Source organism: Acidimicrobiales bacterium (assembly GCA_022452035.1).
Classification (GTDB): domain Bacteria; phylum Actinomycetota; class Acidimicrobiia; order Acidimicrobiales; family MedAcidi-G1; genus UBA9410.
The window spans coordinates 1-13,247 of record JAKURV010000005.1 but is presented as its reverse complement, the minus strand read 5'-3'; the positions used below and the strand labels follow the sequence as shown (position 1 = coordinate 13,247).

The following is a 13,247-nucleotide window of genomic DNA, read 5'->3' as shown; positions in this document are numbered from 1 at the left end:
CGGTGTCTCTTCGTCGTCTATCGAACCGGTTCCGGCGGACCAGCGAGGTCCGTTCACAGGTCCTCCCGTACAGGTATCGGATCGTTCTCGGGGGTGAGGTGCAACTCGTTGCCCTCATACGGGTGGGCCCGGGCCACGTCGACGTCCAGCACCACGCCAAGACCCGGCTCCGTTGACGGGATGACCATGCCGTCCTCCCAGCGGATGGGGGACTGTAGGAGGTCGGCGTGGAAGCCGTCCCATCGGTCGATGGACTCCAGGATCAGGAAGTTGGGCGAGCAGGTGGCCAGGGCGATATTGGCGGCCGCTACCACCGGCCCGCAGTAGCAGTGGGGGGCTAGCAGCGCCTGGTGGACCTCGCCCACCGAGGCGATCTTCTTGCCCTGCAGAATCCCACCGCTGCGCCCCAGGTCAGGCTGCAGGATCGACGCGGCGCCGGCCCGGAGGACGGCGGCAAACTCGGACACCGTGGTCAGGCGCTCGCCGGTGGCCACCGGGATGGTGGTGCCAGCGGCCACCCGGGCCATGCCCTCGAGATCGTCAGGGGGTACCGGTTCCTCGAACCAGAGTGGGTCGTAGGCCTCGAGGCGGCGGGCTAACCGCAGGGCGCCGGACGGTGTGAACTGTCCGTGGGTTCCGAACAGCAGGTCTGCCCGGTCGCCGACCGCCTCGCGGATGGCCCGGGTGTAGCGCTCAGAGAGGTCTAGTCGTTCCAGCGACGGTTGGCGGCCGTCGTAGACGGAGTAGGGGCCGGCCGGATCGAACTTGACGGCGGTGAAACCCATCTCTACCGCTCGGACGGCGGCCTCGGCGGCCAGGTCGGGGTCGGTGTAGAGGTTGGGCCCGTCCAGGGGGTCGTAGGCGTCGCCGCCCTCTGGGTACAGGTAGGTGTAGGAGCGGAGCCCCTCGTGGACGCGGCCTCCCAGCAAGTCGTAGACGGGCCGTCCAGCAGCTTTGCCGATGATGTCCCAGCAGGCCATCTCCAGGGCGCTCAGGACACCGCACAGGGTGGGGTCAGGTCGCAGGGCGTAGCCGCTGCCGTAGGCCCGACGCCAGAACGCCTCCACGTCAAAGGGGCTGCGGCCCACCAGGTGGCGGTCGGCCACGTCGACCAACATGTCGGCCACCAGGTGGGGTCCGACGGTAGCCACGTAGGCCTCGCCGACGCCGACGATCCCGTCATCGGTAGTCAGCTGCACAAACAGGAAGTAGCGGCCGCCGTGGCGGGGCGGCGGGTTGCCGACCACGAACGTCTCGACGTTGGCCACCCTCATACCAGAACCCCCGGGGCATCGGCGGGGTCCCGATCACCGGATCCGTTGGGCAGGATCACCGTACGGAGCACCTCGCCCCGGCGGACCTCGCCGAAGGCCTCCTCCAGTTCGTCCAGCGGGTGGGTGGTGGAGACCATGCCGCCCAGGTCCAGGCGACCGGCCCGGTGGTGGTCGAGGAGGGCCGGTACGTCGACGGAGACCCTGGCACCACCCATCTTGGACCCCAGGATCGACTTGTTGGCGGCAGCCAGCCAGCTGGGGGCGACGTCGATGGTGACGTCGTCGCCGGGCATACCGACTATCACCAGCTGGCCCATGGGGGCCAGCAGGTCGATGGCGCCGTCCAGGGCGGCCGGCGCCCCGGTGGTGACCAGCAGATGGTCGGCCAGGCGGCCTCCCGTGGCCGATCGAATAGCTGCCGCTACGTCGTCGCCGACCGGGTCCACGGTGTGGGTGGCGCCGAAGCCGAGGGCGGCCTTCCGCTTGTCGGCCTCCGGATCCACGGCCAGGATTGGTTTGGCCCCAGCGATCCGGGCCGCCTGGATGGCACCCACGCCCACTCCGCCACACCCGACCACGATGACCGCGTCGCCCCGGTCCACCCGGGCTGTGTTGGTGACCGCCCCGGACCCGGTCAGGACACCGCACCCCAATAGTGAGGCTTCGACCAGGTCAAAGCCGTCGGGGAGGCGCACCACCTGGGACCGGTGGACCACCACCTGGGTGGCGAAGGCGGCCACGTTTAGCCCCTGGGGGATGCGGTTGCCATCTGCGTCAGACAGCGGACTGCGGTCGTTCAGGGACAGGTTCCCGTTACAGGCCACCTCGTGTCCCTTCCGGCAAGCCCGGCATTCTCCGCAGGTCCGCACCAGCGACACGACCACTGGGTCGTTGGTGGAGAGGTCGTACACCCCATCACCCACGTCTGCCACCCGACCGGATGCCTCGTGACCCAGTACTAGGGGGAAGTCGGTGGCCCAGATGCCGTCTACGTAACTGAGGTCTGAGTGGCAGACGGCGCAGGCCTCGACCACCACGCGCACCTCGCCAGGTCCGGGCGCGTCCAGGTGGAGGTTCTCGATGCTCGGCGGGAGACCGACACCGCGGCTCACCGCCGCACGGATGGTCGCCCCCCGGCCCGTTGGCACGGCGCGGAAACTACACGCGTTGGTATCAGCAACCAGCACGGATCAGCAGCGATTTCTGGTCTCGGCGCGCCGCCCGCGCCCGGTTAGCCGAGGACGATCTCGGCGACCCGCCGGAGCCGGTCCGTTGTCCCGGGGGCGACGTTGAGCATGGTCACCGGACTGTCCTCAAAGGCGGCCAGTCGATCACGGATCCGGTCAGGGGTGCCGACCAGCGAGATCTCGTCTGCGAAGAGGTCAGGTACAGCGGCGATCGCCTCATCACGGCGTCCATCGAGGAATAGGTCCTGAATTCGCAAAGCCTCTTCTTCGAATCCCATCCGGGCCATCAATTTGGTGTGGTAGTTCTGTCCCTTCGCTCCCATGCCGCCCACGTAGAAGCCGAGCATCCCCTTTACGGGGAGGAGCGCCGCCGCCAGGTCCTCATCGGAGTTCGTTTCGGTCACCGTGATCGAGACATTCAGTACCACCTCGAAGTGGTCCGGGGCGTAGGCCAATTGCTCGGCATACACCTCGGGTCGGTACGGCGAGTAGTAGAGGGGCAGCCAGCCGTCGGCGATCTTGGCCGTCTGGGCAACGTTCCTTGGCCCCTCGGCGCCGATGAAGATCGGGATGCCAGCCCGTAACGGGTGGACCATGACCTTCAGTGGTTTGCCCAGCCCAGTCGAGCCCTCACCGACGTAAGGATGTTGGTAGAACTCACCGTCAAACGACAGGTGACCTTCGCGGTGAAAAGCCCGGCGGAGCACCTCGACGTACTCGCGGGTACGGGCCAAGGGCCGGTCGGAGGGCTGTCCGTACCAGCCCTCCACTACCTGAGGGCCAGAGACACCGAGGCCCAGAACCAGGCGACCCCCGGACAGGTGGTCCAGGGTTACGGCGTGCATGGCGGTAGCCGTAGGGGTACGAGCTGCCATCTGGACGATGCCGGTACCAAGCCGAATCCGCTTGGTGTGGGCGGCCAGGTACACCAACGGAGAGAAGGCATCGCTGCCCCACGCTTCGGCGGTCCAGACGGCGTCGTAACCCAGGCGTTCGGCCTCCTTGACCGTTGAAGCCAGGTCGGTCGGTGGCTGGGCACCCCAGTAGCCGAGACTCAGACCGAGTTGCATGAGGAGTCCTCCGGATTGTCGACTCGACAGAGCATGGTTCCAGCGACTCAGGCTGGTCGCCAATCCCGGAGTGGGGCTGCAAGACGGATACTCGTACGGCCCTAGTCTCAGCGGGTGAATAATCCGCAGGAGAGTTTCCCTCGGCAGTACGCCCGGACCCGCCGGTTCACCTGCGGGGCTCCCCGCGATTTCCGGGTAGCCGACGATGGCTCACGGGTTCTGTTCCTCCGCTCGGGGGCCGGTGACGACCCAGTGCACGCCCTTTGGCTGCTGGACCCGGCGACCGGTCACGAGCGGGTGGTGGCCGATCCGACCGACCTTGGGGGTGACGACCCGGCGTTGCTTCCCGAAGCCGAGCGATCCCGGCGTGAACGGTTCCGGGAGTCAGGGTCGGGGATAGTGGCCTACGACGCCTTAGGCGATCTGTCGCGAGCCTGCTTCGTCCTGGACGGCCGAGTGTTCCTGGCCGAGGTTCCCGATCCGGCGACCGGCGGTGACGTCCTGGTGGCCGAACTGGCGTGCACCGGCGACGCCTTCGATCCGAGGATCAGCCCCGACGGCGCGTCGGTGACCTACGTGTCAGGGCCGTCGCTGCGGATCACCGGTTCGGGAGGTGACCGGCGTCTGATCGGTGGTGTCTCGCCAACCGTCTCGTGGGGTTCGGCCGAGTTCCTGGCCGCCGAGGAGATGGGTCGGTCCCGGGGGCACTGGTGGTCACCGGATGGTGACCACCTCCTGGTGGCACGAGTGGACGTGGCCCCGGTAGCCGAGTGGTGGATCTCGTCGCCGGTGGACCCGTCGTCGCCTCCCCGGGCTATCCGATATCCAGCGGCCGGCACGGCCAACGCCGAGGTTGGCCTGTCGGTGGTGGGTCTGGACGGTGCTACGACCGCCGTGGACTGGAGCGCTGGCGGATCTCTCGAGTATCTGGCCGATGTGTCGTGGACTGCCGGGGGGCCGCCCCTAGTTGTTGCCCAGTCCCGAGACCAGCGGACGGTCGTCGTGTGGGAGGTGGACCCAGTATCCGGTGCCGTCTCCGAGCGTCATCGGATCATCGATGACCACTGGGTAGACCTCGTCCCGGGGGCGCTTCGGTGGTGGGACGGGGCGCTGGTCACCGTGGAACCCCGGGAGGGCACCACCCGGTTGGTAGTGGATGGTCTGGCCGTGTCACCCGACGGCCTCCATGTCCGCTCAGTGGTGGGAATCGACGGCGACGCAGTGATGGTGCGGGCCTCGACGGACCCCGCCGACGTAGACCTCATACGGGTTCGCCGGGACGGCACGGTCCAGCCGGTAGCCACAGGAGGAGGCGTTCACTCCGGTGCGGTGGGCGGAGGCGTGACGATCGTGTCGTCGACTGGCCTGGAGGGGTCCACGACCGCCGTGTGGCCGGGTGGACACGAGGTGGCGTCCTATGTCGAGGAACCGGTGGTACACCCCGAGCCGACCTTCCACGTGGTCGGAGACCGGGGCTTACGGTCCGCCGTTCTGGTTCCCGAGGGCCACGACGGCTCGCCCCTTCCCGTGCTGCTGGATCCCTACGGGGGACCTCACGCGCAGCGGGTTCAGCGTGCCCGTGGCCAGTTCCTGACCTCGCAGTGGTTCGCCGACCAGGGCTTCGCCGTTGTAGTAGTCGACGGGCGGGGCACCCCGGGTCGCGGACCGTCTTGGGAGCGGACCGTGCACGGGGACCTGGCCGGCCCAGTCCTGGAAGACCAGGTGGACGCCCTGCAGGCTCTTGCCGCCGTGGACAGGCGATTGGACCTGGGTCGAGTAGCCATCCGGGGATGGTCATTCGGCGGCTACCTGGCCGCCCTGGCCGTGCTGCGTCGGCCCGACGTATTCCACGCCGCAGTGGCCGGAGCCCCAGTCACCGACTGGCGGCTCTACGACACCCACTACACCGAGCGGTACCTAGGTGATCCGGCCACCGAGCCGGAGAACTACGCCCGGACCGACCTGTGCGTGGAAGCGGCCTGGTTGGAGCGGCCACTCCTACTAGTTCACGGTCTGGCCGACGACAACGTGCTGGCCGCTCACACACTGCAATTGTCCCGAGCGCTACTGGAGGCGGGTCGCCCCCACCGGGTGTTGCCACTCTCCGGGGTGACCCACATGACCCCCCAGGTGGACGTGGCCGAGAACCTGCTACGAGTGCAGTTGGAGTTCCTACGCGAGGCCCTCGGCCTCCCCGAGAGTGATCCCAGCTAGGGGTACGTCGAGACGGACCGAATCGAGACGGGCGCCCAACGGTCGGAGTCCAGGAGGGTGCCGAATCAGGCCGCCGTCCAGCCACCGTCGACCAGCAGCACGTGCCCGGTCAAGTAGGAGCTGGCGTCGGAGGCTAGAAGCAGGAGCGCACCGTCCAACTCGTGGCTCCGGCCGCCCCGCCCCAGAGCCGCCCCGTCGCCTATGTAGGCCAGGCCAGCGTCGGTGTGGAACATGTCGTCCGAGTTCATCTCCGTCTCGAACCAGCCGGGGGCCAGAGCGTTAACCCGGATGCCCTTCCGGGCCCACTGGACGGCCAGTTCCCGGGTCAGGTTGTGGAGTCCTCCCTTGGCCGCCGCGTAGCCGGGGACCCGGAGGCGACCACCAGACACCTCACCCAGGACAGAGCCCACGTTGACCACCACGCCCGGATGATCCTCTGCGATCCACCACCGGGCAGCCCGACGGGACAGCTCGTAAGGGGCCACCAGGTCGACGGCCAACTCGTGGCGGAAGCCTGCCAGGTTGTCGTCGACGGCCGGGACCACCCGGGAGATGCCAGCGTTGTTGACCAGCACGTCGAGGCGACCGTAATGGGCAAGGGCGGCGTCGACCAGATCTTGCGGGCCGTCGTCGTCGGCCACGTCGACGGTGACGGCCAGAGCGTCGGGCAGTGCGACGGCTAGGGCTTCGATGCGTTCGGTGCGTCGTGCGGCCAAGACCACGCGGGCCCCCACGCCAGCCAACACCCGGGCGAACCGCTCGCCCAGCCCGGAGCTGGCGCCGGTGACCACGGCAACTCGTCCGTCCAGACGGAACCGGTCCAGGGCCCGATCAGGGTCTTCTGCTGGACGGTCGGTCGGATCCTGCGGGTCGGTCACGCCGGGATCCTACGGGGCGTCCCCGACGACCTGTCCGGTGGCGAGCTCCACCACCCGGTCGGCCAGCCCGGCAGCTTCGCCCGGGTCGTGGGTCACTAGGAGGGTGGCCGGCCGCTCCCCGTCCTCCAGCAGGTGGTAGATCCGCCGACGGGACTCGGCGTCCAGGGCGGTTGACGGCTCGTCCAGGAGCAGGACGTCGGGCGCGCCGGCCAGCGCCCGGGCCACGGCCACTCGCTGGGCCTGGCCGCCCGAGCAGTCGGTAGGACGCCGATCAGCCAGGTCGACAAGGTCGAGTTCGGCCAGTAGATGGGCCACCCGCTCAGGGGTGGCCCGAGGACTGAAGCCCACGTTGGCGGCCACCGGGAGGTGGTCGAACAGCAGACGGTCCTGGGGAACCCAACCCACCCGGCGGCGGTGAGAGGTTACGAAGCCTGACGACGTGGCGTCGTCTACCACCCGGCCCCCGAGGGACAGGGAGCCGGCGTCCAGCGCCACCAGGCCTGCGACCAGGCGCAAGAGCGTGGTCTTGCCGGCGCCGTTGGGTCCGACCACGGCCACCAGCTCGCCGGGGCGGACCTTTAGGCGAACGTCGAGGGTCAGGTCGCCCACCGAGGTGTGTCCGGCCAGGTCCACGGCCGGTGGGGCCCCGACGGTCCCCGGTGCGAGGACGGTGGTTGCGATAGTCGGCGCGTCCACTCTCGGGTCGCTCACCGGGTAGGCAACCAGCGGTTGCGGGTGGGTATGAGGACGGCGAGCGAGACGGCCAGGAGCACCAGGCTGAGAGCCAGGGCGGCCTCCGGGTCGGACTCCATGGCCTGGAAAGTGGCCAGCGGCAGGGTGCGGGTCCTTCCAGGGAGGTTTCCGGCGAAGGTGATGGTGGCCCCGAACTCGCCCAGGGCTCGGGCCCAGGCAAGGGCCAACCCGGCTCCCATGGCTGGGACCAGTCGGGGCAGGGTGACCCGCCGGAGAACGGTTAGTGGCGGGGCACCGAGGGTGGCGGCAAGGCCCTCCATCTCGTCCCCGGTGGTCCGCAACGCCCCCTCCACCGTCACCACGTAGAAAGGGAGGGCCACGAACACGGCAGCTACCACCGCCCCGGCCATGGTGAAGGGCAGGGCCACGTCGAACCAGCGGTCAAGCCACTGGCCGACCAGGCCGCGGCGCCCTAGGGCGAACAAGAGCGCCGTGCCCCCCACCACTGGAGGCAGGACCATGGGGAGCACTACGAGGGCCCGGACTAGTCGCCGAAATGGCATCTCCACCCGGGCCAGGACCCAGGCCAGAGGGGTCCCGAGGACTAAGACCACACCGGCGGCCACCAGACTGACGGTGAGCGAGACCCGGAGCGACTCCAGCACAGGGCGCCGGCCTAGCAGGTCGCCCAGTGAGGTCCACGGGGCCCGCTGGACAAGGCCCACCAAGGGCAGGGCGAGCACGGTGATGCCGACGACGGCCACGGCCAGGACCGGCCTCGGTGCCCGTACCGGAGGCTGACTCACGACGGTGGTTCCGTGACGAAGCCGTGGCCAGCCAGGACGTCCCGGGCGGCCGGCGTGTCGAGGAAGGCCAGGAAGGACCGCCCGCGGTCGGTAAGGGCTGCTGCCGCGTAGGCGACGCAGGGGCAGGCTGGGTCATGGGGCCATGCCTCGACCAGCCCTGGTCGGGCGGCCACGTCGGTGGCGTAGACGATCCCCAGGTCGGCCTCACCGAGATCGAGACGGGTGACGACGGCTCGGGCGCTCGGCTCGAGGGAGTCGACAGGCAGGTCGCCGAACCGGGCCCAGGTTGCGTCGCCGCACGGCACCCCCTGGGCGCAGGCCACCAGGACCAGATCCCGGTTGTGGAGGTCTCCGGGATTCCGGCCCGGTCCGTCAGACGGCATGGCGACGACCAGGTGGTTGTAGGCGAAGCCCCGGACCAGATCCGCCGGGGCCGGGTTGGAGAGCAGTCCGTCCAGCAGGTCTACGTCGGCGGTCAGGAACGCGTCAGCCGGCGCTCCGTCGCGGAGCTGGGCCGCCAGGTGGTTCGAACCGCCGAGCACCGCCACTACCTCGGAGCCGCCGGCGGCCTTCCACCGTTCAGCCAGGTCGTCGACTACATCGGTCAGGGATGACGCGGTGAACACGGTTACCCGGTTGGCGTCGTCGGCCGCACAGGCTGCGGTAGCCAGGGTGACGGTGAACACGACGGCAAGGGCCGGGAGGAAGCGCATGGCGGAAGTGGTGGGTTCAACGGGGGCGTTCGACCACCACGTTGGTGGCCTTTACGACGGCCACCGCCAGTACCCCGGGTTCCAGGCTCAAATCGTCGACCGCTTCGGCGGACAGCAGGGACACCACCCGGTGGGGGCCGGCCTGGATCTCCACCTGTGCCATCACCCCGTCACGGACCACCCGGGTGACCAGCCCGGTGAAGCGGTTGCGGGCCGACAGGGCTGCTTCTCCCGCACTTTCCCCAGAGGAGCCACCCTCGGCGGCCAGTTCCTGGGCCAGGCGGGCCAGCTCCGTGCCGGCCACCGTGCGGTGGCCGCCGGTGGTCCGTTCAGTAGCCAGGCGTCCGGCGTCGGCCCACCGGCGGACGGTGTCCGGGCTAACCCCCAGCAGGTTGGCGGCTTCACCCATCCGAAACTGGTGCATGCCAGAAAAACTATCAAATAATCCTGTAGAAGCGCTTATTTGGTAACAACCTGATACTCGGATCGGTAGCCCGCCGGACCGGGCCTAGGGTGCAGCCGTGAGCATCCCGGTCACCGGCAACGACGTTCCAGCCCGCCTCGAGGAGTACGGCTCGGCGGCCTTCCTGGTCACGGTGGGCGTCGACGGATCGGCCAAGGTGGTCCACGTCCCTGTCGTGTGGGACGCGAGTGCTAGTGCGTTCCGGTGCACACCGGGTGGCGGAACGCTCCGGAACCTGACCAAGCCCGGACCGGTCACCCTGGTGTTCCCGCCTCCTGCGGACGGCGACCACAGCATGCTGGTCGACGGCATTGGACGGGTCGCCGGCGGCGAGGTCGCCGAGGTGGAGTTCATCGAAGGGGTGCTCCACCGGCCGGCGCCTGCGGCTCCGGGAGATCAGGCGGACTGCTGAGGAAACGGTCCAATCACAACGGGATGGACTGACCGAGGCGCCGCACCGGCCCTCGCTTCTACTCGTTGGCCACCAGGTGGCCGGGTTCCACCTCAGCGTGAGTGACCACCTCGGGGCTCTGGCCGGCCGGCCAGACAGGGCTGGGTATCTCACCGGTCAGAAGCGTCCGTTCGGTGCGCTGTCGGGGGTCGGCGATTGGTACCGCACTTAGGAGGCGTTTCGTGTAGGAGTGGCGCGGGTCGCGGAATATCTGTTCGCGCGAACCGAGTTCAACGATCTGGCCCAGGTACATGACGGCCACCCGGTGGGCGATCCGTTCGACGACGGCCAGGTCGTGGCTGATGAACAAGTACGACAGTCCGAGTTCCTGCTGGAGTTCCAACATCAGGTTCATCACCTGAGCTTGGACCGATACGTCGAGGGCCGATACGGCCTCATCAGCGATTACTAACTCAGGGTTCAGCGCCAGTGCTCGGGCGATGCACACTCGCTGGCGTTGACCACCAGAGAACTGGTGGGGGTAGTTGTCCAGCATTGATTTTTCAAGACCGACCAATTCGAATAGGTGACTTACCTGGTCCGCAGCCTGTTCTTTAGTGGCGACCTTATGGACCATTAGTGGCTCGGCTACAGACGCCCCGACCCGGACCCGGGGATCCAGACTGGCGAATGGGTCCTGGAAGATGATTTGCAGGGTTTGTCTATGTACCCGCATCTCTCGAGGGTCTAGGTCAGTGATGTCGATTCCCTTGAGCAGGATCCGGCCCTGGTCGACGTCGTGGAGACGAATGATGAGGTTTGCCAGGGTGGATTTCCCGCAGCCGCTTTCTCCGACCACGGCAAGGGTTTCGCCATGATCGATATGGAGCGACACCTCGGTCACGGCGTGCACCCGAGCCTTGTGGTCGGTCGGGAACTGCTTCGAGACACCCTGTACCTCGACAACGGGACCCTGGCCGTTGCTATGGCCGGTCACCCCAGGTCTCCTGCCAGATTGAACGGTCTAGGTCCGTCGTAGCCGGCCATGCTTCCCAGTCTGGGTACCGCGCTCAGCAGACCTCGGGTATAGGCCTCCCTTGGCGAGTGGAAGATCTGTTCTACAGGACCCTGTTCAACGATCTTCGCCTGGTTCATAACCACGACCCGGTCGGCCACCTCAGCCACCACACCCATGTCGTGGGTGATGAGCATCACCGCGGTGCCTGTGTCGACCTGCAACTGCTTGATCAGGCCCAGGATTTGGGCCTGGATGGTCACGTCTAGGGCGGTGGTCGGCTCGTCGGCGATCAGCAGGCGGGGATCACAAGCCAGGGCGATGGCGATCATGACCCGTTGGCGCATGCCGCCCGACATCTCGTGCGGGTACTGACCGATCCGCTTGTCGGCCTCGGGGATCCGGACCAAGTCGAACATCTCCCGTGCTCGGACGGCGGCCGCCTTCCTCCCTAGTCCCTGGTGGATGCGCACCGACTCGGCGATCTGCTCGCCCACCGGGTAGACGGGGTTCAGGCTGGTCAACGGCTCTTGGAAGATCATGGCGATCTGGTTGCCGCGGATGCTTCTCATGGTGGGCTCGTCTTGACCCAATAGGTCGAGGGTCGAACCGTCGTGCATCTTTAGTTCAACTTGGCCACGGGTGATCTTCGCCCGAGTGCCCGTTTCGATCAGCCGCATGATTGAAAGCGCGGTGACCGACTTGCCGGAACCTGACTCTCCAACCACACCCAATGTCTCACCAGGCTCGATAGTGAAACTCGCCGAATCCACTGCGGTGAACTCGTCGAAGGTGACGGTGAGGTCGGTGACTGAGAGGAGGGTCATCAGCGCCCTCGGAGCTTCGGGTTAAAGGCATCTTGTAGGCCGTCACCGACCAGGCTGATGCTGAGTGAGGTGACCACGATCGCTATGCCCGGGAAGAAGACCATCCACCAGGCCGTCAGTGCGTAGCCCCGGTTCTTGCCCAACATCGACCCCCAACTAATCGTGTTGACGTCCACCATGCCCAGGAAGGCCAGCCCGGAGTGGAAGAGGATGGCAATGACCACCGTCAGGGTGGCTGCCACCAGTAGGGGAGGCATGGCGTTGGGCAGGATCGTGCGAAACATGATCCGCAGGTCGCCGCATCCGATAGCGCGGGCGGCCTTCACATACTCCATCTCTCGTAACCGCAGGAACTCAGCACGCGCAAGGCGGGCTGCCAGCGGCCACAGTGTTAGGCCGATGGCCAGGGTCTCGTTCCGGGTTCCGGGTTCGAATATGAAGATGACGACCATCGAGAAGAGGAGAGCCGGCATTACCTGGAAGATCTCGGTGAAGCGCATGAGCAGGGCGTCGATCCACCCGCCGAAGTACCCGGCCAGGCTTCCAACCAAGATGCCGATGGTCATAGTCATGGCGGCGGCTACTGCGGCGACCACCAGAGTTGCCCGGCCTCCTCCAATGATTCCGGCCAGAATGTCTCGACCCAGGTAGTCGGTACCCAATGGCGGCGCTAGTTCGCTACCGGGGCCAAGGAACGGTTTGGCAACCATCTTGTTTGCGCCTGTCCCGTAGAGGCCGGGACCGAAGATGGTGACCAAGACGATTAGGGCGAATACGACCAGACCCACGGCCGCGGCCTTGTTCCGAAGGAACATACGCAAGGCTCCCCGGCCACCAGTTTCGACTTGTTCGATGGCTACGCCGAAATCGGTCATCGGGATCCTCCGACGCGGATCCGGGGGTCAATGAGCCGGTAGACAAGATCAGTGAGCAGGTTGGCCACGATGACCATGGCCGAGGAGAAGATCATGATCCCGAGGAGCATCGGACTGTCACGCCGGAAGATTGAGTCGACGGCCAGCCTCCCGATCCCAGGCCAGGCGAACACGACCTCAACGAGTAGGGCGCCGGACAATAGGTTCCCGACCTGGAGTCCGGCGGCGGTGATCACGGGAATGACGGCGTTCCGAAGGGCGTGTTTGTAGACGACGACGCGTTCTTGGGCGCCCTTCGCTCGGGCAGTGCGGATGTAGTCGGACTCCAGGACTTCGAGCATCGAAGCTCGGGCCAGCCGGGAGTAGATGGCCAGATAGATAATGCCGAGACTGAGCGCCGGGAGGATGAGGTGCTGAAGAAGGTCGATGGTCTCGCCGACCCAGTTGCCGTCGTAGCGGACGTCTTCCATGCCACCCACGGGGAGCAGGCTCCACTTTGCGGCAAAGAGGACTATGACCATGATGGCCGAGTAGAAGACCGGTGTGGAAAATCCGACCAGGCTCGTCACCGTTGCGGCAGAAGACATCGGGCTTTCGGGCCGTCGGGCGGTGTACACGCCGATGGCCACCCCCAGCCCCACTGCGAAGAGAAGTGAAGTGCCGGCCAGCAGCACCGTTGCGAAGAGTCGCTCGACGATTAGGCCGAGGACCGGCTCATTAAAATAGATTGACTCGCCTAGGTTCAGTTGGGCGACGTTACCGACGTAGGTCCCCAACTGGACGAGAAGCGGGTGGTCCAGCCCGTAATCGGCCCGGACCTGGGCAAGAAACTCAGCGTCAC

The 13,247-nt window shown here is 67.0% G+C and carries 14 protein-coding genes; 2 read left to right on the top strand and 12 right to left on the bottom strand.

Translation table 11 applies throughout. From position 1 onward, the window contains the following. Positions 1 to 53 precede the first annotated feature (53 nt). The 3 genes from MK181_03030 to MK181_03020 form a co-directional block, all read right to left on the bottom strand. Positions 54 to 1,274 carry a mandelate racemase/muconate lactonizing enzyme family protein gene (locus MK181_03030; GenBank protein MCH2418766.1) on the bottom strand — a complete coding sequence of 407 codons (1,221 nt, stop codon included), beginning with the start codon at positions 1,272 to 1,274 and terminating at the stop codon, positions 54 to 56. Then, a complete protein-coding gene (locus MK181_03025; protein MCH2418765.1) occupies positions 1,271 to 2,386 on the bottom strand; it encodes a zinc-binding dehydrogenase in 1,116 nt (371 codons plus the stop codon). The genes MK181_03030 and MK181_03025 overlap by 4 nt, the downstream gene beginning before the upstream one ends. A gap of 119 nt (positions 2,387 to 2,505) precedes the next feature. Further along, positions 2,506 to 3,531: an LLM class F420-dependent oxidoreductase gene (locus tag MK181_03020; protein ID MCH2418764.1), complete on the bottom strand. Its 1,026-nt coding sequence runs from the start codon at positions 3,529 to 3,531 to the stop codon at positions 2,506 to 2,508. 114 nt (positions 3,532 to 3,645) lie between these two features. Between MK181_03020 and MK181_03015 the strand changes: the two genes are divergently transcribed. Continuing rightward, entirely contained in the window at positions 3,646 to 5,745 is a 2,100-nt protein-coding gene (locus tag MK181_03015) for a prolyl oligopeptidase family serine peptidase (GenBank protein ID MCH2418763.1), read from the top strand. Between the two features lie 65 nt (positions 5,746 to 5,810). Here MK181_03015 and MK181_03010 read toward each other — a convergent pair whose 3' ends face one another. From MK181_03010 to MK181_02990, 5 genes are read right to left on the bottom strand one after another with little or no spacing between them, the layout of a single operon-like run. Next, positions 5,811 to 6,623 (bottom strand): SDR family oxidoreductase, encoded by an 813-nt coding sequence (locus MK181_03010; protein ID MCH2418762.1) that lies wholly within the window; start codon positions 6,621 to 6,623, stop codon positions 5,811 to 5,813. Positions 6,624 to 6,632: 9 nt separating this feature from the next. Next, the gene (locus MK181_03005; protein MCH2418761.1) at positions 6,633 to 7,334 is read right to left on the bottom strand and encodes an ATP-binding cassette domain-containing protein; all 702 of its coding nucleotides are present in this window, start codon (positions 7,332 to 7,334) and stop codon (positions 6,633 to 6,635) included. Further along, positions 7,331 to 8,122, bottom strand: a complete 792-nt coding sequence (gene modB, locus MK181_03000; GenBank protein MCH2418760.1) for a molybdate ABC transporter permease subunit — start codon at positions 8,120 to 8,122, stop codon at positions 7,331 to 7,333. The genes MK181_03005 and modB overlap by 4 nt, the downstream gene beginning before the upstream one ends. Then, positions 8,119 to 8,835, bottom strand: a complete 717-nt coding sequence (gene modA, locus MK181_02995) for a molybdate ABC transporter substrate-binding protein (GenBank protein ID MCH2418759.1) — start codon at positions 8,833 to 8,835, stop codon at positions 8,119 to 8,121. Before modA ends, modB begins: the two co-directional genes overlap by 4 nt. A gap of 16 nt (positions 8,836 to 8,851) precedes the next feature. After that, on the bottom strand, positions 8,852 to 9,259 hold the full coding sequence (locus MK181_02990; protein MCH2418758.1) for a helix-turn-helix transcriptional regulator: 408 nt from the start codon (positions 9,257 to 9,259) through the stop codon (positions 8,852 to 8,854). A gap of 97 nt (positions 9,260 to 9,356) precedes the next feature. On the opposite strand from MK181_02990, the gene MK181_02985 reads away from it, so the two are divergent. Further along, positions 9,357 to 9,710, top strand: a complete 354-nt coding sequence (locus MK181_02985; protein MCH2418757.1) for a hypothetical protein — start codon at positions 9,357 to 9,359, stop codon at positions 9,708 to 9,710. Between the two features lie 58 nt (positions 9,711 to 9,768). Here MK181_02985 and MK181_02980 read toward each other — a convergent pair whose 3' ends face one another. The 4 genes from MK181_02980 to MK181_02965 all read right to left on the bottom strand — a co-directional run. After that, on the bottom strand, positions 9,769 to 10,686 hold the full coding sequence (locus MK181_02980; GenBank protein MCH2418756.1) for an ATP-binding cassette domain-containing protein: 918 nt from the start codon (positions 10,684 to 10,686) through the stop codon (positions 9,769 to 9,771). After that, a complete protein-coding gene (locus MK181_02975) occupies positions 10,683 to 11,531 on the bottom strand; it encodes an ABC transporter ATP-binding protein (GenBank protein ID MCH2418755.1) in 849 nt (282 codons plus the stop codon). The genes MK181_02980 and MK181_02975 overlap by 4 nt, the downstream gene beginning before the upstream one ends. Continuing rightward, positions 11,531 to 12,406 carry an ABC transporter permease gene (locus MK181_02970; protein ID MCH2418754.1) on the bottom strand — a complete coding sequence of 292 codons (876 nt, stop codon included), beginning with the start codon at positions 12,404 to 12,406 and terminating at the stop codon, positions 11,531 to 11,533. The genes MK181_02975 and MK181_02970 overlap by 1 nt, the downstream gene beginning before the upstream one ends. Then, positions 12,403 to 13,247: ABC transporter permease (locus tag MK181_02965; GenBank protein ID MCH2418753.1), on the bottom strand; the 845-nt coding region annotated here is incomplete at its 5' end. The genes MK181_02965 and MK181_02970, both read right to left, overlap by 4 nt.

What these genes read in the sequence shown, in the direction of transcription:
- MK181_02970 (MCH2418754.1), bottom strand. Translation starts at nt 12,406, where the DNA reads ATGACCGATTTCGGCGTAGCCATCGAACAAGTCGAAACTGGTGGCCGG.
- modA (MCH2418759.1), bottom strand. Translation starts at nt 8,835, where the DNA reads ATGCGCTTCCTCCCGGCCCTTGCCGTCGTGTTCACCGTCACCCTGGCT.
- MK181_03020 (MCH2418764.1), bottom strand. Translation starts at nt 3,531, where the DNA reads ATGCAACTCGGTCTGAGTCTCGGCTACTGGGGTGCCCAGCCACCGACC.
- MK181_02975 (MCH2418755.1), bottom strand. Translation starts at nt 11,531, where the DNA reads ATGACCCTCCTCTCAGTCACCGACCTCACCGTCACCTTCGACGAGTTC.
- MK181_03030 (MCH2418766.1), bottom strand. Translation starts at nt 1,274, where the DNA reads ATGAGGGTGGCCAACGTCGAGACGTTCGTGGTCGGCAACCCGCCGCCC.
- MK181_02990 (MCH2418758.1), bottom strand. Translation starts at nt 9,259, where the DNA reads ATGCACCAGTTTCGGATGGGTGAAGCCGCCAACCTGCTGGGGGTTAGC.